The organism is Micromonospora radicis (assembly GCF_003583405.1).
GTDB lineage: Bacteria > Actinomycetota > Actinomycetes > Mycobacteriales > Micromonosporaceae > Micromonospora > Micromonospora radicis.
The window spans coordinates 128,598-149,860 of the sequence record NZ_QXEC01000010.1; the positions used below are offsets into that span (position 1 = coordinate 128,598).

The 21,263-nt window shown below is 73.8% G+C and carries 16 protein-coding genes; 8 read left to right on the forward strand and 8 right to left on the reverse strand.

Going from position 1 to position 21,263, the window contains the following annotated elements:
• Positions 1-52: 52 nt before the first annotated feature.
• The 3 genes from D2L64_RS12920 (at position 53) to D2L64_RS12930 (ending at position 6,474) form a co-directional block, all read left to right on the forward strand.
• Positions 53-3,592 (forward strand): ATP-binding protein, encoded by a 3,540-nt coding sequence (locus D2L64_RS12920; RefSeq protein ID WP_119575719.1) that lies wholly within the window; start codon positions 53-55, stop codon positions 3,590-3,592.
• Positions 3,593-4,034: 442 nt separating this feature from the next.
• Positions 4,035-4,883, forward strand: a complete 849-nt coding sequence (locus tag D2L64_RS12925) for a DUF308 domain-containing protein (RefSeq protein ID WP_119575868.1) — start codon at positions 4,035-4,037, stop codon at positions 4,881-4,883.
• Positions 4,884-5,058: 175 nt separating this feature from the next.
• Entirely contained in the window at positions 5,059-6,474 is a 1,416-nt protein-coding gene (locus D2L64_RS12930) for an alpha,alpha-trehalose-phosphate synthase (UDP-forming) (protein WP_119575871.1), read from the forward strand.
• A gap of 55 nt (positions 6,475-6,529) precedes the next feature.
• Here D2L64_RS12930 and D2L64_RS12935 read toward each other — a convergent pair whose 3' ends face one another.
• The 6 genes from D2L64_RS12935 to D2L64_RS12960 all read right to left on the reverse strand — a co-directional run bounded on the left by D2L64_RS12935 (position 6,530) and on the right by D2L64_RS12960 (position 11,754).
• On the reverse strand, positions 6,530-7,363 hold the full coding sequence (locus tag D2L64_RS12935; protein ID WP_407663094.1) for an alpha/beta hydrolase: 834 nt from the start codon (positions 7,361-7,363) through the stop codon (positions 6,530-6,532).
• Positions 7,360-8,766 carry a flavin-containing monooxygenase gene (locus D2L64_RS12940; protein WP_119575721.1) on the reverse strand — a complete coding sequence of 469 codons (1,407 nt, stop codon included), beginning with the start codon at positions 8,764-8,766 and terminating at the stop codon, positions 7,360-7,362. The genes D2L64_RS12935 and D2L64_RS12940 overlap by 4 nt, the downstream gene beginning before the upstream one ends.
• Before the next feature lie 92 nt (positions 8,767-8,858).
• Positions 8,859-9,563, reverse strand: a complete 705-nt coding sequence (locus D2L64_RS12945; protein WP_119575723.1) for an endonuclease/exonuclease/phosphatase family protein — start codon at positions 9,561-9,563, stop codon at positions 8,859-8,861.
• A gap of 1 nt (position 9,564) precedes the next feature.
• Positions 9,565-10,521: an ROK family glucokinase gene (locus tag D2L64_RS12950; protein WP_199714517.1), complete on the reverse strand. Its 957-nt coding sequence runs from the start codon at positions 10,519-10,521 to the stop codon at positions 9,565-9,567.
• Between the two features lie 62 nt (positions 10,522-10,583).
• Positions 10,584-11,258, reverse strand: a complete 675-nt coding sequence (locus D2L64_RS12955) for a hypothetical protein (protein WP_119575725.1) — start codon at positions 11,256-11,258, stop codon at positions 10,584-10,586.
• 40 nt (positions 11,259-11,298) lie between these two features.
• Positions 11,299-11,754, reverse strand: a complete 456-nt coding sequence (locus tag D2L64_RS12960) for an SRPBCC family protein (protein WP_119575727.1) — start codon at positions 11,752-11,754, stop codon at positions 11,299-11,301.
• Positions 11,755-11,923: 169 nt separating this feature from the next.
• Between D2L64_RS12960 and D2L64_RS12965 the strand changes: the two genes are divergently transcribed.
• The 5 genes from D2L64_RS12965 (at position 11,924) to D2L64_RS12985 (ending at position 18,809) form a co-directional block, all read left to right on the forward strand.
• Positions 11,924-13,723 carry an AMP-dependent synthetase/ligase gene (locus tag D2L64_RS12965; protein WP_119575880.1) on the forward strand — a complete coding sequence of 600 codons (1,800 nt, stop codon included), beginning with the start codon at positions 11,924-11,926 and terminating at the stop codon, positions 13,721-13,723.
• Positions 13,724-13,737: 14 nt separating this feature from the next.
• The gene (locus tag D2L64_RS12970) at positions 13,738-15,432 is read left to right on the forward strand and encodes a sensor histidine kinase (protein WP_119575729.1); all 1,695 of its coding nucleotides are present in this window, start codon (positions 13,738-13,740) and stop codon (positions 15,430-15,432) included.
• A 7-nt stretch (positions 15,433-15,439) separates the two neighbouring features.
• Positions 15,440-16,108 carry a response regulator transcription factor gene (locus tag D2L64_RS12975; protein WP_007072219.1) on the forward strand — a complete coding sequence of 223 codons (669 nt, stop codon included), beginning with the start codon at positions 15,440-15,442 and terminating at the stop codon, positions 16,106-16,108.
• Between the two features lie 159 nt (positions 16,109-16,267).
• The gene (locus D2L64_RS12980; RefSeq protein ID WP_119575731.1) at positions 16,268-17,077 is read left to right on the forward strand and encodes an SAM-dependent methyltransferase; all 810 of its coding nucleotides are present in this window, start codon (positions 16,268-16,270) and stop codon (positions 17,075-17,077) included.
• Positions 17,078-17,156: 79 nt separating this feature from the next.
• Positions 17,157-18,809: a putative bifunctional diguanylate cyclase/phosphodiesterase gene (locus D2L64_RS12985; RefSeq protein WP_119575883.1), complete on the forward strand. Its 1,653-nt coding sequence runs from the start codon at positions 17,157-17,159 to the stop codon at positions 18,807-18,809.
• 46 nt (positions 18,810-18,855) lie between these two features.
• Here D2L64_RS12985 and D2L64_RS12990 read toward each other — a convergent pair whose 3' ends face one another.
• Positions 18,856-19,980 (reverse strand): glycosyltransferase family 4 protein, encoded by a 1,125-nt coding sequence (locus D2L64_RS12990; RefSeq protein ID WP_119575733.1) that lies wholly within the window; start codon positions 19,978-19,980, stop codon positions 18,856-18,858.
• Positions 19,980-21,236 carry a M48 family metallopeptidase gene (locus tag D2L64_RS12995; RefSeq protein ID WP_119575735.1) on the reverse strand — a complete coding sequence of 419 codons (1,257 nt, stop codon included), beginning with the start codon at positions 21,234-21,236 and terminating at the stop codon, positions 19,980-19,982. The genes D2L64_RS12990 and D2L64_RS12995 overlap by 1 nt, the downstream gene beginning before the upstream one ends.
• Positions 21,237-21,263: the final 27 nt, after the last annotated feature.

Sequence of the window (21,263 nt, forward strand, 5' to 3'; positions counted from 1 at the left end):
GCCGGAGATACTTCCTGTCAGACGACGTCCACGGACGTCGGGGTTCTCGGCAGTGGAGGGTGTCATCGCCGCGCGATGTGACCGTTGTGGACGCACCGCCGCCGACGGCGACCGTTTCTGCGGTGGCTGCGGGGCGGAGCTCGGCTCGGTCTGCCCGCACTGCCTGCGTCCACTCGCCGCCGACGTGGCCTTCTGCACCTCCTGCGGGGCACCCCGGGCGGGCAGCGAACGGCCGTCGGCGATCCCCCAGGAGGACCGCCGCCGGGTCAGCGTGCTCTTCGTCGACCTGATCGACTTCACACCGTACGTGGAACGGGCCGACCCGGAGCTGGTCCGCGGCATGCAGACCGGGTTCTTCTCCGCCGCCCGGCGGGTGGTCGGCCAGTACGGCGGGGTGGTCGAGAAGTACATCGGCGACGCGGTGATGGCGTTGTTCGGTGCGCCGGTCGCCACCGAGACCGACGCGCTGCGCTGCGTACGGGCCGGGCTGGAGCTGCAACGGGTGCTCACCCGGTTCACCCCCACCGGCACCGACGGGCTGCGCTTCCGGGTCGGGGTGGCCACCGGCGAGGCCCTGGTCGACGTGGCCGCGGCCCGCGACGGCGGGCAGGCGATCGTGGCCGGGGACGTGGTCAACACGGCCTCCCGGTTGCAGTCCGTGGCGCCGCCTGGCGGGGTGCTGGTCGACGGCACCACGCACGCGCTGACCCGGGACACCATCCGCTACGACGAGCAGCCCCCGGTCACCCTGCGCGGACGTTCCGCACCGACCGAGGTGTGGCTGGCCCTGGCCGCGGTCCGGCAGCAGCACACCGACCGGGAGCCGGACGCCACCCCGCTGATCGACCGTGAGCACGAGCTGGGCATGTTGGTCAACGCGCTGCACCGCAGCCTGCGCGACCGCCGGCCCCAGGTGGTCACCGTCTTCGGGCGGGCCGGGATCGGCAAGAGCCGGCTGGTGCGCGAGTTGCACCGGCACACCGGACGGCTGGTGGACGAGCCGCTGACCTGGCGCATCGGCCGGTGTCCGCCGTTCGGCGAGAACGTCACGTTCGCCGCGCTGGCCGACATCGTCAAGACCGAGGCGGGCATCCTGGACACCGACCCGGCCAGCACCGCCGCGCAGCGACTCACCGCGGCCGTCGCCGAGCTGGTCGGACCGGCCGAACGGGACCGGGTGGCCGACGCGCTGCGCCCGCTGGTCGGCCTGCCCGGCACGTCACTGCCGGCCGAGGAGGCCGAGTCGGCGTGGCGCCGCTTCCTGCTGGCGCTGGCCGCCCGCCGCCCCACCGTGCTGGTCTTTGAGGACCTGCACTGGGCCGACGACGCGATGCTGCGCTTCGTGGAGCTGCTCGGCGCGGCGGCCCGGGACGTCGCCCTGCTGCTGCTCTGCACCGCGCGGCCCGAGCTGGTGGAGCGGGATCCGAGCTGGGCGGGGACCATCACCGGCTCGGTGACCATCACCCTGCCCCCGCTGCGGGACACCGGCATCGCCGCGTTGTACGCGCACATGTTCGGCAAGGCCGCGTTCTCGGCCGACCTGCTGACGCCGCTGATCGAGGTGGCCGGCGGCAACCCGCTCTACGCCCACGAGTACGTCCGGATGCTGATCGAGCAGGGCTCGCTGCGCCAGTCGGGGCGGGGTTGGTCGCTGGAGAAGCAGCTGGAGCTGCCGATGCCGGAGAGCGTGCACGCGGTGATCGCCAACCGGGTCGACCTGCTCGACCCGAAGGACCGGGCGGTGCTGCTGGCCGCCGCGGTGGTCGGGGTGCAGTTCTGGCCCGGTGCGGTGGCCGCCGCGGTGGGGCAGCCCGTCGAGTCCGTCGAACGGGCGCTGCGCCGGCTGGAGCAGCGGGACTTCGTCCACGAGCAGGGCGCCTCCACCATGGCCGGCCAACCGGAGTACCGGTTCCGGCACGTGCTGGTACGCGACGTGTGCTACCAGCGGTTGCCGCGTACCGAGCGGGTGGCCCGGCACGAGCGGACGGCCGACTGGCTGGACACGTTGTCGCAGAGCCGGGACACCGACCTGGCCGAGGTGCTGGCCCACCACCGCTGGGCGGCGCACGAGATCGCCCGCACGCTGGGCATGGAGACCGACCGCTACGCCGGTCCCGCGCGGGCCGCGCTGCACCGGGCGGCCCGGCGGGCGTACGCGCTGCACGGGCTCGACGCCGCCGCCGGGCACGCCGGCCGGGCGCTCGGGCTGGCCGACGACTCCGACCCGGTGGGTCGGCTCCAGCTGGAACTGCTCAGCACCGAGATCTCGTTCTACCGCGACGGCAACGCCTTCCTCTCCGGTGGCGGGTCGGAGCAGGTGCAGACGCTGGCCGACCGGCTGCTGGCGTACGGCGACGAGGCGTGTGCGGCGCGGGCCTGGACGCTGCTCGGCCAGGCGGCCTGGCTACGCGCCGACCGCAAGGCCGCGCTGGCCTGCCTGGACCGCGCCGTGCAGCTGTTCGAGCCGCTACCGGACAGCGCCCAGAAGGCGGACGCCTACGCCGAGCTGGGCCGGTTGCACATGCTCAACTACGAACGCGACCCGGCGGTGCGGGCCGCCGACACCGCGGTCGAGATCGCCGAGCGGCTGGGGTTGACCGAGACCGGGACCAACGCCCGGATCACCGCGGCCACCGCCCGCTACCAGGCCGGCGACCGGTCCGGCCTGGACGAGCTGTACGGCATCGTCGAGTTCGCCCGGGCCCGGCAGCTGCTCGCGCTGCCCCGGGCCACCCAGAACCTGTCCTACGCGATCTGCGAGGAGGGTGACTCGCTGCGCGCCGACGCGCTGCTGTCGGCCGCCCCGGCCCGGACGGCGAGCGGGCAGTCGTTGACCACCAGCTACTCCGCCGAGGCGTTGCGGTCCTGGTTCGCGGGCGACTTCGGCCGCTTCCTGGCCGCCGCCGAGGCGTTCGTGGACACCCCGACCGGCAGTTGGGACATGCAGGTACGCGGCCTGCGGGCGGTGCTGCTGGTGCTGCGCGGCCAGCCGGTGCCGCCGGCCGATCCGGGGCGCGACGACGTGGCCGACGCGCTGGACACCGCCCGGCGCAGCGGCTTCCACCGGGTGCACTGGACGATGCTGGCGATGGGTGCGCTGTGCCGCGCGTTGCAGGGGCGGGCCGACGAGGCCGCCGCCCTGATCGACGAGCTGGCCGAGGCGTGGAGCGCGGTGCCGGCCCTGGCCAGCGGCGAGTGGATCGCCGCCGCCGGTTGGGCGGCGACGCTCGCCGGGCGCAAGCCGGCCGCCCGGGTACGCGGCATGCTGGACCAGGTCGGTCACCGTACGCCCTGGTCGGAGGCGGCACTGCGGACCGTGACCGGCGCGCTGACCGGCGCCGACGGCGACCACCGGCGCGCGGCCGAGCTGTTCCTGGCCGCCGCCGAGCTGTACGCCGGGATTCCCGCCCTCAGCGATCGGATGCTGGCGCTGACCTTCGCCGCCCGGGAGCAGGAGTCGGTCGGTGATCGCTCGCCGGCCGCCGCCGCGCTGCTGGCCGAGGTCCGCGCCTTCGCCCACCGCAACGCCGCGCCGGGGCTGCTCACCCTGGCCCACCCGGCCGCCGACGACGCCCCCCGGCTGGCCGGCTGACCGCCTGAACAACAGCCCCAGCACGGCCGAGCCCGAGGTACAGCGCGATGCCCGGTGGTGTCTGCCGGTACTCCAGGTCGTGCCGGTCGGCGAAGCTCTGGAACTGGGGGTGGGATCTCCTCGGGTTCCTCGTACCCCGCCATGCCGGCCTCCTTCCGATGGCTACCGGGTCACCGGAGTGCCTCGTTCTGTCCGGCGAGGGCTGGGGTGGGCGCCCTGGCGCGGCGCGCACAAAAGGACAAAGAGCGCCGCCGCCACCAGCGCCGGCAGCGACCTCGCCGTACGCCGCGCCACAAGGCACTCCCCGAACCTGGTCCGGACGTGTCACGATTCAGAGCACGGCGTGTGGTTCACGCCGAGGGGGCTGGACGCGGGCGTCGTCGCGCTCGCCTCGACGGACAAGAGCGGGGCGCGCCGACGGCGCGATGAGGAGGGTGGTCCGGTGTCAGCGGGTGGGGCCCGTCGGGGACGGCGGGACAACGGGCTCGACGCGAGCGAGTACGCCGTGGCCGGCGACGTCGATCCACGCGTCGGCGAGCACCTGCTCGACGTGCTGGCCGCCGGCGGCATCGCCGCCTATCTGCAACCGTCGGCGGATCTGAACCCGGTGACCCGCACCACCACGGTGCCGTCCCGTCCGGTCGACCGGCTCTACGTGGACCGCTCGCACCTGAGCACCGCCCGCGACTACCTCAGTCAGCTCGCCGACGAGGGCGACTCCGGGCGTACCGCGGAACCGGACATCGACGCCGAGTGGGCGCGGATCGTCGCGGGCTTCCACGCGTCGCCCGGCACCGGCGAGCACCCGTGGCCGGCTGCGGAGGACGTCGAGGAGGAGCCGCCGGGCCGGACCGGCAGCACCGCCACCGCGACCCGACCGGGCGTCGACGAGCCGGCCGGGCCGACCGCGACCGACGTACGGCGGTTGCCGTACGCGGCGGACGTCTCCGGTGTCTCGGTGGGCCGGGGCCCGCGTGACGGCGAGGGGCCCTCCCTGCTGGAGGGGCTGGACACCTTCGGCAACGACCTGCCCGACGATCCCGACGCGGAGGAGGGCTACGTTCCGCCGCCGCCTCCGCCGCTGCCCCGGGTGTCGAAGTACGCGGTGGCCGGGGTACTGGCCGTGGTGCTCGGCTTCACGTTGTTCCTCTTCCCCGACCTGCTCCCCGCCGACCAGGGGGTGGTGACGCTGCTCGGGTTCACCAGCATCCTGGCCGGTTTCGTCACGCTGGTGTGGCGGCTGCGCCCCGGCGACGAGGAGCGGGATCCCGACGACGGGGCGGTCGTCTGAGTCACGGCGCAGGGTAGCCGCCCGGATACCGGGACGCGGACCGCCCGCGCGCGGGCGCGTAACAGTGGTGTAACTTACTGTCAGTAGGAATACCGCAGTACGTCACTTCACCCCCTGGCTGCCCGGTTGTTCCTTTCTCAGGGCGGTCACTCCCCTGCTGATCGGAATGCCCGAGATGCGACAGAGCTCCCTCGTAGTTGTGGCAAATCGCCTCCCCGTCAACGACAACGTGGCGCTCGACGGCGCCTGCGAGTGGCGCCGCAGCCCCGGTGGGCTGGTGAGCGCGTTACACCCACTGTTACGACACACCCCGGCGACCTGGGTCGGCTGGGCCGGCGGCACCGGTCCCGCGCCTACCCTGCCCGACGTCGACGGGGTACGCATGCACACCGTGCCGCTGACCGGTGACGACCTGCGTGACCACTACGAGGGCTTCGCCAACGCGACGCTCTGGCCGATCTACCACGACGCGGTGGAACAGCCGGAGCACCACCGCCGCTGGTGGGACGCCTACCAGCGGGTCAACCAGCGGTTCGCCGACGCGACCGCGGAGGTCGCCGAGCCGGGTGCGGTGGTCTGGGTGCAGGACTACCACCTGCAGCTGGTGCCGGGGCTGCTCCGGGCCATGCGACCGGACCTGCGGATCGGCTTCTTCCTGCACGTGCCGTTCCCGCCGCCGGAGTTGTTCATGCAGCTGCCCCGCCGGGCCGAACTGCTGCGCGGAATGCTCGGCGCGGACCTGGTCGGCTTCCAGCGGGCCCAGGCCGCGCACAACTTCGCCCAACTGGTGACCAAGGTGCTCGGCCTGCCGGCCACGGACCGGCGGATCGGGGTCGACGACCGGATGGTGCGCATCGGCGCGTTCCCGGTCTCCATCGACACCGCCGAGATGTCCGCGCTGGCCAGTCGCCCGGAGGTCGCCGACCGGGCGCGCCGGCTGCGCCACGATCTCGGCAGTCCGGAACAGGTGATCCTCAGCGTCGACCGGATGGACTACACCAAGGGCATCGAGCAGCGACTCAAGGCGTACAGCGAGTTGCTCACCGACGGGCACGTCAAGGTCCGCGACACGGTACTGGTGCAGGTGGCGGTCCCCAGCCGGGAGCGGGTCGGCCAGTACCAGATCCTGCGTGAGCGGGTCGAGCGGGAGGTCGGGCGGATCAACGGGGAGTTCGGCCGGGTGGGCGAGCCGGCGATCCACTACCTCACCCAGCCGTTCGACCGGGCCGAACTGGCCGCGCTCTACCGGGTCGCCGACGTGATGGCGGTGACCCCGCTGCGCGACGGGATGAACCTGGTCGCCAAGGAGTACGTGGCCGCCCGGGTGGACGACGCGGGCGCGCTGCTGCTCAGCGAGTTCGCCGGTGCCGCCGCCGAGTTGCCGCAGGCGTACCTGGTCAACCCGCACGACCTGGAGGGGCTCAAGCAGGGCCTGCTCGCGGCGTTGCGCGCCGAACCCGCCGATGTGCAGGAGCGGATGCGGGCCATGCGGGCGCACCTGCGCGAGCACGACATCCGCGCCTGGGCCCGCTCCTATCTGTCCACCCTGGACCAGAGTGGGTCGCTGCTCAGCCGCCTCACCGGCGGCTGAGCAACCCGGCCCGCCGCCCGGCGGCTCGGTGCCGCCCGGTTTCGCCGCCGGTGGCTCAGGGGCGGTCGGCGCGGGCCGGGGCCTTGACCAGCCAGTCGAGGATGGCGTCGATCGGCTCCCGCCAGCGGGCGTCGAGCATCAGGTCGTGCCCCATGCCGGGGAAGAGCAACGGGGCCGAGCCGTACCGGCGGGCGGCGCGGGTCAGCGCCGAGGCGGGCACCACCCGGTCGTCCGGGCTGCCCAACACCAGCACCGGCGGCCGACCGACCGCCGGCTCCGGGTCGGCGCCGGTCAACAACTGCCACTGGGCGCGTCGGGCGGCCCGACCCAGCCGCGCGGTGTACCGCCGGGCGTCGGCGTCGGGCAGTTCCCGGCTGAACAACTGGCGCCGGTGCAACCGCAGCCCACCGCCGAACACCGCCGGCAGGGTGCCGAACGGGTGGTGCACCAGCGCGGCGCCGAGGGTGGCCCAGCCGCCGAGCACCGGTGCCACCAGCACCGCCGCGCGGGCCGGGTAGCGGGCCAGGGCGTGCGCCACCACCAGGGCCCCGGCGCCGTGGCCCACCAGCACCGCCTGCCGCGGCAGGCTCGCCGCCACCTGGGTCACGTCGTGGGCGTACGCCCGCAGGTCCGCCTCTGGTGCGGAGGCGCTGCCGCCGTGCCCGCGCAGGCTCACGGCGTACGCCGGGAAGCCCCGGGAGGCGGCGTGGCCGAGCCAGTGCTCGGCGTACGCCCAGGCGCCGTGGCCGAAGCCGGGTACGAACAGCAGCGGCGGCTGGCCCTCCTCCAGCTCCGGGGTGGCGCTGAGCACCTCGCGCCGGACCGGCCGGACCGGGCGGGCCCACTCCCAGTTCCGCAGCACCCGCGTCCGCTCGCTCAACTCGGTCACTTGCCCTCCAGGTCGCGCAGCGCACGCTCCAGGGCGCGCAGGTAGTCGACGTGGCCCACCTCGAACCAGTGCCGGGTGGAGTCCTCGACCCGGCCCGAGTAGCGCTCCCCCGCCCCGGCGCTGACCCGGGCGGCGAAGGCCGCGGCCCGGTCGGGTCGGGTCGCGCGCAGCCGCAGCAGCCGGGCGAACAGCACCGCCTGCCAGTGCGACAGCGGGAAGAGTCCGGAGTCCGGCTGCACCAGGCCGGTCACCGCGAGGGTCGGATGATCGGGGACGAAGGCGTTGAGCCACAGCCGGGGTCGGCCCACCCCCGCGTCGTCGCCGAGGATCTTCGCGTCGAGGAACTCGAAGCGCGGCAGGTAGCCGGTGGCGAAGACGACCAGGTCCGGGTCGATCTGCCGGCCGTCGGTCAGCTCCACCGCGTGGGCGTGGAACCGCGCGACGTCCGGCACCGGGGTGATGTCGCCGTGCCCGACGTGGTAGACGAGTTGGCTGTTCGCGATCGGGTGGGTCTCGTACACCCGGTGGTCGGGCTCGGGCAGGCCGAACCGGGTCAGGTCGCCGACGGTCAGCCGCAGCGTGCGGTGGTAGAGCCACTGCCGCAGCCGCAGCGGCACCCGCAGTGCCAGCAGGGTGTCGTTGACCTGGTCGGCGGGGCGACCGAAGACGTACTTCGGGGCGTACCAGTAGCCCCGGCGGGTGGAGTGCCAGCAGCGCGACGCCTGCTGCGCGGCCTCCACCGCGAGGTCACAGCCGGTGTTGCCGGCCCCCACCACCAGCACCCGCTTGCCGCGTAGCTGCGCCGGGTCCTTGTACGACGAGGCGTGCATGACCTCGCCGCGGTACTCCTCCAGGCCGTCGTAGCGGGGCAGCTTCGGCGACCAGTTGTGCCCGTTGGCGATCACCACGGCGGCGTACCGGGAGGTGCGCTCGGGGCCGTAGCCGCCGGTGCTGCGGGTGCTGACGTCCCACCGGTCACCGGCGACCGGCTCGACGCGGACCACCTCGGTGCCGAACCAGATGTGCCGGCGCAGGTCGAAGTGGTCGGCGTAGCGCTCGAAGTAGGACAGCACCCGGCTGTGGTGCGGGTAGTCCGGCCAGTCGTCGGGCATCGGGAAGTCGGGGAACTGGGTGAACGGCCGCGACGAGATCAGGTGGGTGCTGGCGTACACCGGGCTGCGGTCGTGGCGCCAGTTCCAGGCGCCGCCGACGCCGGTCTCGCGCTCGTAGCAGTCGACGCCGAAGCCGTGCTCGGCAAGGTTCTTCACGGCGGTCAGGCCACTGGCTCCGGCGCCGATGACACAGACGGTGTCGCCCCGGTCGGAGACCGGGCGGCCGTCACTGCTGCGGGCGAGCGTGGTCGTCTCCGGATCGGGCCGGCCGTGCTCGGTGGGGGTGGACACCGGGGATCTCCTTCGTCTCGGCACGAGTGCCGGGTCGCGCGAAATCCTCTCCACATCCGGGCGGGTTGTCCAGTCCGGCAGGCCCCCGCCGGTCAGTCGGCAGCGGGCAGGAGCAGGTCGACCAGGATCGGAAAGTGGTCGCTGGCGCGGCGGGTCAGCGGCGTGTCCAGCACGTCGTAGTCGACCACCGTGATCCGCGGGTCGACGAAGAGCGCGTCGATGCGCCGCCGCGGGTTGGCGCAGGAGTAGGTGAGCCGGTCGGCCCGGTCGGCCGTCACCGCCGCGTCGGTGAGTCCCGCGGCGACGGTGGTCCACGCCGGACCGCCCGGTTCCTCGTTGAGGTCGGCCGCGGCGATCACCGGGAACGGCGCGGCGGCCAGCTCCCGCTTGAACAGTTCCGCCTGGCCGGGCCGCTCGACCGGGTCGGTGGCCAGGTGCGATCCGGCCACCGTGAACCGCGCGCCCGACTCCACCGCGCAGTCGGCGTACGCGGCACCACGCAGGTGCCGGCCGGGGGTGAGCGGGAACCGCCCGCACCGGGTGTCGGTCACCCGCACCCGCAGGCTGGTCAGCAGCAGGTTGCCCAGCGACGGCAGGCCACCGGCGGCGACCACCATGCCGACCGAGGCGGCCAGCGCGGCCGACTTCTCCCGCCAGCGGAACCGGCGCGGTCCCTCCTGGACGATCAGCACGTCGGGCGTGACCTGCCGGACCGCCTCGGCCAGCGCGGCGGTGTCGTCGCGCTGGCCGTGGACGTTGTACGACACGACGCGCAGCGGCACGCCGGTGTCGGTCACCTCAGATCCGCCGGGCCAGGTCGGCGGCGCCGATGACCCCGGCGGAGTTGCCCAGCTCGGCGGGGCGGATCTCGGCCACCGGCAGCCGGCTGCGCTGGGCGAGCGCCTCGGTGTAGGACCGGCGGGTCGGCCCCATCAGCAGGTCACCGGCGTCGATGACGCCACCACCGACGACGAGCACCTGCGGGTCGAGGATCTGCGCCATGTCCGCCAGGCTGGTGCCGAGCCAGCGCCCGACCTGGGCGAACGCCTCGGCGGAGACGGGGTCGCCGCCCTTGGCCGCGGCGGTCACCATCGGCCCGGTGATCGCCTCCGCCTCGCCGTCGGCCAGCTCCAGCAGGGCGGTGGCCCGGTGCGGTTCCTGGCGGGCGGCGGCGCGGGCGAAGCGGACCAGGGCGCTGCCGCTGGCGTACTGCTCGATGCAGCCCAACCGGCCGCAGCCGCACTGGTGCCCGTCCGGGACGGTGAGCATGTGGCCCAGTTCGGCGGCGATGCCGTTGGCCCCGCGCACCAGAGCGCCGCCGAGCACGATGCCGCCGCCGACGCCGGTGCCGATGGTGAACATGACCATCGAGTCGTCGGCGTGCCGGGCGGCGCCGTAGCGGAACTCCGCCCAGGCGGCGACGTTGCCGTCGTTCTCCACGATCACCGGCAGTCCGACGGCCGCGCTGACGTACGCCCGCAGCGGTTCGTCGCGCCAGGCCAGGTTCGGGGCGAAGAGCACGGTGGAGCGGCTGGCGTCGATCCAGCCCGCCGCGCCGATGCCGACGGCCTGGATGTCGTGCCCGGTGGCCAGCTCGGTGACCAGCTCGGTGATGACGTCGCGGGTCTTGCCTACGTCGTCGGCGGGGGTGTCCCGTCGGGTCTGCACCAGCACCGTGCCGGTGTCGTCGACGACACCGCCGGCCACCTTCGTGCCACCCACGTCGACTCCGATGGTCAGCGTCACCGCTGCCACTCCCCTCTGCTGTGCCACCCCGCGCACACCTGCCCTCGCCGGTGGTGCGGGTCGTCCTGAGATCAGGCTCCGTCGCCTGGTGGGCCCTGTCGTTCGGCGCCGGTGACCGCCGACGCGCCCGCGGTGGGCTCGCCACCCGGTGCGGGCTCTCCGTCGGGCAGTCGTGAGGCGGGCACCACCCGACGGTCGTCCGGCGTCCGGTGTCCGGCCGGTGTGGCCGGCCCGGCGGCGTCGACGGGCGCAGCGGCCGGGACGGCGGCGTCCTCCGCCCGGGTCGCGGCGGACCAGACGTCCCGCTCCGGTGCCGGCTGAGAATCATGCCCGGTCCGGGTCGCCTCGCGCCACACGTGGTCGTCGGCGGGCCGGCCGGCGGTGGGTTCCGCGGCGGTGTCGGCGGGGGCGAAGGCGCGCAGGAAGCTGGCGAGACCGGCGGCCAGGTCGCCCGCGCCGGTGGCCAGCCGCTCGGCGAACTCCGGGCTGGGATCGCGCAGGGCGGCGATTCCCCGACAGACCGGGCAGACACAGCATTCCGCCGTACCGGTGGCCAACCCGGCCGCCGGTGGGCCGGCGGGCTGGCCCGGCGCGCCGCTGTGACCGAGGACACTCGTCACGATCCCGCCCAGCGGGCCCCAGGTCTCCCCGGCGGGACCGGTTCCGGCCATCCGCGCCGTCGCCAGCAGAGTGGCGACCAGCCGCTCCGCCTCCTCCCGGGCCGAACCCGGATCCGTTGCACCCATGCTGGGCTCCTCTACCGTGGCGACCGCGCCGCCGGACGCGTCACTGCGCCGAACCAGTTGCTTCTACCCGGCGCTTGAGCTGCTTCAACGCGGCGTCCATGATCATTTTCTCGGCCTTGCGGCGGAACATGCCGAGCATCCCGACCGCGAGCTCCACCTCCAGCGTGTACGTCACGGTGGTACCCCCGTCGGCGTTGCCGGCCAGGTCGTACGAACCGCGCTGGAGCTTCTGCATCTTCGAGGGCGCGACCAGGTGCCACTCGATGTGGGACAGGTCCTCGGCGTAGGCGTACTCGAGGACGTACTCGTCGGCCATCACCCCGGCGTCGAGGACGAACCGGACCTGACTGGCGTAACCGTCCTCGTACTCCTCGACGACCTCGGCCTCACGTACCGCGTCGGCCCACTCCGGATAGCTCGCGAAGTCGCAGATGACCGCCGCCACCTGGTCCGGTGACGCGCCGATGATGATCGACTGGGTGGAGGTGTCCGCCATGGGGGGAGGCTACCCGTACCAGGGTGGGCGTCGTGCCGCGCCGCCCACCTGTGCCGTGCCGCGCCGCCCCACCTGTACTGTGCCGCGGACCGCCCGGGCAGGTAGGTTTCGACAGAGCCGACCGCCAGCGGGCGGCCCGTTCGGCCAGTGCGAGCACGAGGGAGTGCAGGTGCGCGAGTTCTCCGTCCCACCGATCGTCACCGTCGGCGACTCGGCCAACCTCACCGATCCGGTCTGGGAGAACGCCGAGAGCGCTCCGGACGCGGTGCAGTTCCTCCGCCGTGACGCGGCGGGCAACTGGGTGGACGTGACCTGCCGGCAGTTCCGCGACGAGGTGGTGGCGGTCGCCCGCGGGCTGGTCGCCGCCGGTGTGCAGCCCGGCGACCGGGTCGCGCTGATGAGCCGGACCCGCTACGAGTGGACCCTGGTCGACTACGCGATCTGGGCGGCCGGCGCGGTGACCGTGCCCGTCTACGAGACCTCCAGCGCCGAGCAGGCCGCCTGGATCCTGGCCGACTCCGGCGCGGTGGCCGCCGTGGTGGAGAGCACCGCGCACGCGACGCTGGTGGCCGGCGTCCGCGGCCAACTGCCCGACCTGGTCAACCTCTGGCAGATCGACCTCGGCGGCGTCGACGACCTGATCGCCGCAGGCGCGGCGGTGGAACCGGCCGAGATCGAGCGGCGCCGCGCCGGGCTGCGTTCGTCGGACCTCGCCACCATCATCTACACCAGCGGCACCACCGGCCGGCCCAAGGGCTGCGTGCTCACCCACCGCAACATGTACGCCGACATCGCCAACGCGGTGCCGGTGCTGCCGAACCTGTTCGGCCCGAACGCCTCGACGCTGCTCTTCCTGCCGCTGGCGCACTCCTTCGCCCGGCTCATCCAGATCGGCGTGGTGCAGGCCCGGGCCACCATGGCGCACTGCTCGGACACCCAGCACCTGGTCGCCGAGTTGCAGGAGGTCAAGCCCACCTTCGTGCTCTCCGTGCCGCGGGTCTTCGAGAAGGTCTACAACGGCGCCAAGCAGAAGGCCGAGGCCGCCGGCAAGGGCAAGATCTTCGCCCGGGCCGAGGCGGTCGCCATCGCCTACAGCGAGGCGCTGGAGACCTCCGCCGGACCCGGCCTGGCGCTACGGGCCCAGCACGCGCTCTTCGACAAGCTGGTCTACGGCAAGCTGCGGGCCGCGCTCGGCGGGCGCTGCCGCGACGCCATCTCCGGTGGTGCGCCGCTCGGCGCCCGGCTGGGGCACTTCTTCCGGGGCGTCGGGGTCACCGTCGGCGAGGGGTACGGCCTCACCGAGACCTCCCCGGCCGCGTCGGCGAACCTGCCGGACTACATCCGCATCGGTACGGTCGGCCGGCCGCTGCCCGGCGTGACCATCCGGATCGCCGACGACGGCGAGGTCCTCATCGCCGGTGACCTGGTCTTCCAGGGGTACTGGCGCAACGAGGAGGCCACCGCCGAGGCGATCAGCCCCGACGGCTGGTTCCGCACCGGCGACCTGGGCTCGCTCGACGGCGACGGCTATCTGACCATCACCGGCCGGAAGAAGGAGATCATCGTGACGGCCGGCGGCAAGAACGTCGCCCCGGCCGTACTGGAGGACCAGGTCCGGGCGCACCGGCTGGTCAGCCAGTGCCTCGTGGTGGGCGACCGGCAGCCGTTCATCGCCGCGCTGGTCACCCTCGACGAGGAGGCGTTGCCGGCCTGGTTGGAGTCCGCCGGCCTGCCGGCCGACACCAGCGTCGAGACGTTGCGCGAGCACGAGGGGCTGCGGGCGGAGATCCAGGCCGCGGTGGACAAGGCGAACCGGTCGGTCTCCAAGGCCGAGGCGATCAAGGTGTTCCGGATCCTGCCCCGGGACTTCACCGAGGCCACCGGTGAGCTGACCCCGTCGATGAAGGTCAAGCGTCAGGTCGTCCACAAGACGTACGCGGCGGAGATCGCCGACATCTACCGCGGCTGACTACGATCCGTCACGTGCCCGCCTCGACATCCGCCCTGGCCCGCTCCCACCCGCTCGCCGCGGCGGCGCGGGTGGTCGTGCTGGCGCTGGTCGCCGTCCTGACCCTGCTCGCCACCCGGGACCTGAGCCAGCTGTGGTGGATCGCCCTGCTCGCGGTCGCCGGGCTGCCCGCCTCGCTGGCCCCCCAGCACCCGGTGATCGGCCCGATCAGCCGGGTGGCCGAGGTGGCGGTGCTCGGCCTGGCGGCGAGCCAGGTCGCGGCGGTCGCCACCATCGGCGGGCACATCGACGGGTTGGGTGCCTCCGCGGTGCTGCCGTACCTGGCGGTGCCGGTGACCGTCACCGCGCTGCGGCGCCGCTTCCGCGAGGGTGCCGCGCTGATCGCCACGGTGGCCGGCACGCTGCTGGTCGCCGGTGCCTTCACCGAGGTCGGCGGCGTACGCCAGGTGAGCCAACCGGGCTATCTCGCGGTCTGCGCCCAGTGGCTGATCCTGGCCGTGCTCGGCCTGTACGCGGCGCAGACCCTGCACCGGGTGATGCAGGTCCGCAACGAGGGCAAGCCCCAGCCGTACGCGGAGGCGACCCGGCTGCTGACCCAGCTGCGTACGGTGGCCCGGCAGTTGCCCGGTGCGACGCTGGACCCGGGCGGCATCTCCGAGCACCTGCTCGAAGAGCTGCGCACGGTGGCTCGGACCGACCGGGGGGCGGTGCTGTCCGCCAGCGGCGGCGGGCGGCTGGTGGTGCTCGCCCAGATCGGCGCGGACCGGGTCGACTGGGAGACCACTCTCGACGCCGACTCGGCGATCGCCGACGCGTGGGCCAGCCAGCAGCCGCAGACCGCGGCCCGCTCGCAGGCCCGGTCGCATCGCGGCGGTGAGGTGTCGGCGCTGATCGTGCCGCTGGTCGCCGGGGTCCGCACGGTCGGTCTGGTGGTGCTGGAAGCCGACGCCGCGCAGGCGTACCCGGCACCCGTGATGGCGCAGGTGACCGGGATGACCGGCGCGGCGGCGCTGCGCCTGGAGGCCGCGCTGCTCTTCGACGAGGTGCGGTCGCTGGCCACCAACGAGGAGCGGCAGCGGCTGGCCCGGGAGATCCACGACGGGGTGGCCCAGGAACTCGTGATGGTCGGTTACGGCATCGACAACGCCCTGGCCACCGTGCACGACGACGCCGAGGAGACCGCCGAGAGCCTGCGTACGCTGCGCCAAGAGGTCACCCGGGTGATCACCGAGCTGCGGCTGAGCCTGTTCGAGCTGCGCAGCGAGGTGGACCGGCACGGCGGGCTGGCCGCCGCGATCGCCGAGTACGCCCGGACCGTGGGCGCCTCCGGCGGGCTGCGGGTGCACCTGTCGCTGGACGAGTCCACCGCCCGGCTGCCCGCCGCCACCGAGGCCGAGTTGCTGCGCATCGCCCAGGAGGCGGTGACCAACGCGCGCAAGCACGCCGGAGCGGCCAACCTCTGGGTCACCTGCGAGGTGGATCCCCCGTACGCGCAGATCGAAGTGTCGGATGACGGTCACGGCATAGGTGACCAGCGCTCGGATGGGCACTATGGTCTTGCGATCATGGCCGAGAGGGCGGAACGTATCCGGGGCCGGTTGGAGATCAGACCGCGTCAGCCCAGTGGGACGACCGTGGCGGTGGTGGTCGGCTCCTCGCCCCGGCGCGATAACGTTCGCGGTAGCGCCGCCGCAGCAGAAGGGGAGTAACCCGAGGATGACCACAAGTCCGACACCGGCTACCCGTACCAAGGTCCTCCTTGTCGACGATCACGACTTGATCCGCAAGGGCCTGCGGCACGCCTTCGAGCGTGACCGGCAGTTCGAGGTCGTCGGTGAGGCCGCCACGGCGGCAGAGGGGGTACGGCAGGCCGGCGCGTTGCAGCCGGACGTGGTGATCATGGATCTGCGGCTGCCCGACGGCAGTGGCCTGGAGGCCACCCGGGCGCTGCGCAAGTCCAGCGCGTCGATGGGCATCGTGGTGCTCACCATGTACGCGGGCGACGACCAGCTCTTCGGTGCGCTGGAGGCCGGCGCGAGCGCCTTCGTACCGAAGACCGCACCGGCCGACGAGGTGGTCGCCGCCGCCCGGCACGCGGCCTCCTCCCCCAGCGCCTTCACCGCCGCCGACCTGGCCGAGGCGATGAAGCGCCGGCTGGCTCCGTCCGGCCCGCAGCTGTCGCCCCGTGAGGGCCAGGTGCTGCGGCTGCTCGCCGACGGGATGAGCGTCGCCGGCATCGCCAAGCAGCTGTTCGTCAGCGAGTCGACCGCCAAGACGCACATCTCCAAGCTCTACGAGAAGCTCGGCGCGGCCAACCGGGCGCAGGCGCTGATGACCGCGCTGCGGCTCGGTCTGCTCGAGGCACCGGACGCACCGAAGTTCTGACACCGGTCGTCGACGAGGGATCCGGGCCCGCCATCGAGGCGGGCAAGGATCCCTCGATCGATTTCCGTCCGCACCGCCGCGCTATGGTCTGGCAACCGAAAGCGGGGCAGAATACCCGCCGGGGCACTGACGCCCCATACGCGTGCGGAGAGGTGAGGCATGCAGCGGCCGGACTGGGCACCCGAGACCATCGACGTCGAGCGGCCCAGCGTCGCCCGGATGTACGACTACTACCTCGGCGGCTCGCACAACTTCGCGGCGGACCGGGCCGCGGCCCAGGCGATGATGGCCGCGGTGCCCGAGGCGCCGCTGATGGCCCAGGCCAACCGCGCCTTCCTGCGCCGGGCCGTGCAGTTCCTCACCGGCGCCGGGGTCCGACAGTTCCTCGACATCGGCTCGGGCATCCCGACCGTCGGCAACGTCCACGAGATCGCCCAGCGGCACGCCCCGGACTCCCGGGTGGTCTACGTCGACGTCGACCCGGTGGCCGTGGCGCACAGCCGGGAGATCCTGGCCGGCAACGACGGCGCGACGGTGGTCCAGGAGGACTTCCGGCACCCCGATCGGATCCTCGCCCACCCGGACGTCCGCGCGGCACTCGACCTCACCCGGCCGGTGGCCGTCCTGATCGTGGCGGTGCTGCACTTCGTCCCCGACGACGACCGGCCCGCGGAGTTGCTGCGTGCCCTGCGCGACGCCCTGCCCGCGGGCAGCTACCTGGTGCTCTCCCAGGCCAGCGACGACGGCCGCAGCGACGCGGAACGGGCCGAGGCGCAGCGGGTCTACCAGCGCACCGACAGCCCGCTGTCGGTGCGCAGCCGGGCCCAGCTGACCACGTTCTTCGACGGCTTCGAGCTGGTCGAGCCCGGGGTGGTGTGGGTGCCGCAGTGGCGGCCCGAGACCCCGGAGAGCGCGGAGAACGCCGAGCGGGCGGTGTTCCTGGGTGGGGTTGGGCGGCTCGGTGGGTGACGGTCCGGACGCCCGAGGCCATGCGGGTGCGTTCGCCCGGGCCTGGGCCAAGGCGCTCGCGGGCACCAGCTACCTGCCGATGACCCACGCCCAACTGGAACTGCTGCTGCAACGCCTCACCGACCGGCTGGCCGAGGCGCTGCGCACGGAACCGCTCGACCTGCGGGTCGGGCACCGGGTCGGCACCGAACTGGTGGCCGCGCACATCGCCTCCGCCGAGGCGCTCGGCCGTACCGTGGAGGTCATCCAGCTCCGGCTGGTCCGCGACCTCGACCTGGTCGCCGACGACATCGACGACCGGATGGCCCGGCTGCTCGCCGCGATCGCCACCGGCTACGCCCGCGCGCTGCGCGACCGCACACTGGACGAACAGGAGTCGATCCGTCGGGCCGCGTTGACCGCCCGGGCCGACGCGGAACGGGCGCTGCGCGCCAGCGAGGCCCGCTTCCGGCACCAGGCCACCCACGACCCGCTGACCGGCCTGCCCAACCGCACGCTGTTCGGCGAACGCCTCGCGGCGGTCCTCGACGGGCCCACCAGCGGGGTGCACCGGGTCGGGCTCTGCTTCCTCGACCTGGACCGGTTCAAACGGATCAACGACTCGTACGGCCACTCGATCGGCGACCGGGCCCTGGTGGCGGCGGCCCGGCGACTCAGCCGCGCCGTCGAGCCCCACCTGGTGGCCCGGCTGGGCGGGGACGCGTTCGTGATCCTGGTGGAACGCTCCACCGGTACCGGAGACGTGGTGGCCGTCGCCGAGGCGGCCCTGGCCGCCCTCGCCGAGCCGATCCTCGTCGGCGGGCACGACGTGGCGGTCCCCGCGAGCGTCGGCATCGTGGAGCGGCGGGTCGCGGACACCTCACCGGACGACCTGATGCGGGCCGCCGGCAGCACCCTGCACTGGACCAAGCTCGCCGGGGGTGCCGGCTGGACGCTGTACGACGCCGAACGCGACCGCCGGGAGCAGGCCCGCCAGGCGCTCAGCGCAGCCATCCCGGGTGGCCTGGAACGCGGCGAGTTCTACCTGGACTACCAGCCGTTGACGTCGTTGCAGGACGGCTCGCTGCTCGGCGTCGAGGCGCTGGTGCGCTGGCGGCACCCGCAGTTGGGGGTGCTGGGTCCGGACAACTTCATCGGGCTGGCCGAGGAGACCGGCCTGATCGTGCCGCTCGGCGCCTGGGTACTCGCCGAGGCGTGCCGGGAGGCGGTCGGCTGGACGGCCGCCGTGGGCGAACCCCCGTACGTCAGCGTCAATCTGGCGGTGCGGCAGGTCCGCCGCCCGGGCCTGGTGCAGGAGGTACGTGGTCTGCTCGCGCGTACCGGCCTACCGCCGAACCGGCTGCAACTGGAGATCACCGAGAGCATGATGATGAGCGGCACCGAGGAGGCGGTACGCGTCCTGCGTGCCCTGGCCGACCTCGGCGTACGCATCGCCATCGACGACTTCGGCACCGGCTACAGCAACCTGGCGTACCTGCGGAACCTGCCGGTGACCGAGCTGAAGGTGGCCGGCGAGTTCGTCCGGGGGCTGCGTGCTCCGGAGGCCGCCGACGAGCGGATCCTCGCCTCGCTGGTCTCCCTGGCCCACGCGCTGGACCTGACGGTGACCGCCGAGGGGGTGGAGACCGTCGGTCAGGCCGAACGGCTGCGGGCCATCGGCTGCGACGCCGGGCAGGGCTGGCACTTCGGCCGCCCCGCCCCCGCCGACCACATCCTCTCCCGCATCCGGTGAGCGGACGATCCCCCTGGTCGGCGTCGGCGGTGTGGCAGAGGTCCGGTCAGCCGGCCAGCAGGGCGCCCAGGCGGTGGGCCTGGGTCTCCCAGCGCCATTCCCGTTCCACCCAGGCGCGGCCGGCCGCGCCGAACCTGCGGGCCAGGTCCCGGTCGGCGAGCAGGGTACTCACCCGGTCGGCGAGTTCGGCCAGGTCCCGGCCGTCGACCACGTAACCGGTCTCGCCGTGTCGTACCGCGTCGGGTGCGCCGCCGGAGTCGCCGGCCACCACCGGCAGGCCGGTCGCCGACGCCTCGAGGTAGACGATGCCGAGCCCCTCCACGTCGAGGCCGCGGTTGCGGGTACGGCAGGGCATGGCGTACACGTCGCCAGCCGCGTAGTGGGCGGGCAGGTCGGCGGCCGGGACCGAGCCGGTGAAGACCACCTCCCGTTCGACGCCGGCCTGGCGGGCCAGCCGCGCCAGGGTCGCCCGGTACGGTCCACCGCCGACGACCAGCAACGCCGCGTCGGGCACCCGGCGCCGGATCGACGGCAGGGCCCGGATCAACATGTCCTGGCCCTTGCGGGGCACCAGCCGGGAGACGCAGACCACCACCGGCCGGTCGGCCAGGCCCAGCCGGTGTCGTACGGCGGCGCCGTCGACGGTCGGGTGGTACAGCTCGGTGTCCACGCCGGGGGCGAGTCGCCGTAGTTCGGTCAGCCCGTCCAGGGCCCGCACGAGCCGGCTGCGGGTGTACTCCCCGAGGTAGGTGACGACGTCGGTACCCCGGCCGATGCGGCGCAGGGCACCCCGGGCCACCGGCAGCGCCGCCCAGCCGACCTCGTGTCCGTGGGTGAGGGCGACCACCCGTCGCACCTGGGCCCGGCGCCGCAGCCCGGCGGCGAGCAGACCGAGCGGTGCGGCCGCGCCGAACCAGACCGTGTCACAGTCGTACGCCCGGGCCAGCCGGGCGGCGCGGCGCGCCACCAGTGGGGTCGGCAACAGCACCCGGGTACGTTCCCGGACGACTTCGAACGGTTGGTCGGCGTCGAACTTCTCGGCGTCGGGCCAGCTCGACGCGTAGACCACCACCGAGCCCGCCGGCTGGCGCACCGCGAGGTTGTGCACGAACGACTGGATGCCACCGGGCCGGGGCGGGAAGTCGTTCGTGACCAGCAACGTGCGACCCATCAACCGGCCTTTCTGGCGTACGCGCGGGCGGCGGCGATCCGCTCCACCGTGGACGGGTGGGAGGCGGAGTAGAGGTACTCCCAGCGGGGCGGATCCGGATCGGAGAGGTTGACCGCGGAGAGCCGCCGCTGCATCGACTCGAAGGCGGCCGGGTCGCCGGTGAGGGCCAGCGCGTGCGCGTCGGCGCGGGCCTCGACCCGGCGCGACATCAGCGCCTGCGCCGGGGCGAAGACCAGCCCGGCGACGGTGACCAGGGCGAGCAGCAACCCGAAGGCGCGGGGCTCGGCGATCGAGTCGACGCCGGCCAGGCGCAGCAGGGGCGGCCACGAGCCGATCAGGTAGAGCGCCACCACGGCGGCCGCGGCGCCGAGCGCGCCGGTGAGCGTACCGACCGTCACGTCCCGGTCCTTGGCGTGGCCGAGTTCGTGCGCCACCACGGCGGTCACCTCGGCCGGGGTCGCCTCACGCAGCAGGTTGTCGTAGACCACCACCCGGCGGGTCGGGCCGAGCCCGGAGACGTACGCGTTCACCGCCCGGGTGCGTCGGGAGGCGTCGGCGACCAGCACGTCGCGGACCGGTACCCCGTCGCGGGCGGCCAACTCCGTCAGCTGGGTGCGCAGTGGCCCCGGCTCCATCGGCGTGAACCGGTTGAACACCGGTTCCACCAGCACCGGCAGCACGAAGGAGAGCAGCACCACCAGGGTCGCCGCACCGGCCGCGCCGAACGCCCACCACCAGCGCGGGGCCAGCCGGACGACGGTGTAGAACCCGAGCAGCGCCACCGCGCCGATGACGGCACTGACCGCGTACGACTTGAGCAGGTCCACGGTCCAGCCGGTCCAGCCGTTGGTGGCCAGCCCGTACCGGGTGAGCACGGCGTGCCGCCAGGCGGCGAACGGCAGGGTCACCAGGTCGGCGACGAGCACCACGGCCAACCCGCCGAGGACGGCCTGGGCGGTCCAGTGGTCGCCGAAGGGGCGCCCGGCCAGCTCGATCAGGCGACCGCCCAGCGGGGTGAGCCCGAGCGCGAGCGCCACCAGCAGCCCGACGCCGAGCGCCAGCCAGCCGCCGGGGCGCAGCTCGGCGCGGAACTGCCGAGCCTGCCCCACCTGGTCGGCGGGCAGGTCACGCAGCGCGGCGAGCTGGTCTGCCCGGGGCGCCGGAGGACGGCTCCAGGGGATCAGCACCAGCGCCGCCACCAGTACCGCGACGCCGAGTCCGGCCAGCGCGAGCAGCGCCCAGCCGCGCGGGCTCATCGTCGTGCTCCGCGTCTCATCCCGTCG

Coding starts and splice junctions, on each gene's coding strand:
- D2L64_RS12930 (WP_119575871.1), top strand. CDS start 5,059: ATGCGACAGAGCTCCCTCGTAGTTGTGGCAAATCGCCTCCCCGTCAAC.
- D2L64_RS12955 (WP_119575725.1), bottom strand. CDS start 11,258: ATGGGTGCAACGGATCCGGGTTCGGCCCGGGAGGAGGCGGAGCGGCTG.
- D2L64_RS12960 (WP_119575727.1), bottom strand. CDS start 11,754: ATGGCGGACACCTCCACCCAGTCGATCATCATCGGCGCGTCACCGGAC.
- D2L64_RS12975 (WP_007072219.1), top strand. CDS start 15,440: ATGACCACAAGTCCGACACCGGCTACCCGTACCAAGGTCCTCCTTGTC.
- D2L64_RS12980 (WP_119575731.1), top strand. CDS start 16,268: ATGCAGCGGCCGGACTGGGCACCCGAGACCATCGACGTCGAGCGGCCC.
- D2L64_RS12985 (WP_119575883.1), top strand. CDS start 17,157: ATGACCCACGCCCAACTGGAACTGCTGCTGCAACGCCTCACCGACCGG.
- D2L64_RS12990 (WP_119575733.1), bottom strand. CDS start 19,980: ATGGGTCGCACGTTGCTGGTCACGAACGACTTCCCGCCCCGGCCCGGT.
- D2L64_RS12995 (WP_119575735.1), bottom strand. CDS start 21,236: ATGAGCCCGCGCGGCTGGGCGCTGCTCGCGCTGGCCGGACTCGGCGTC.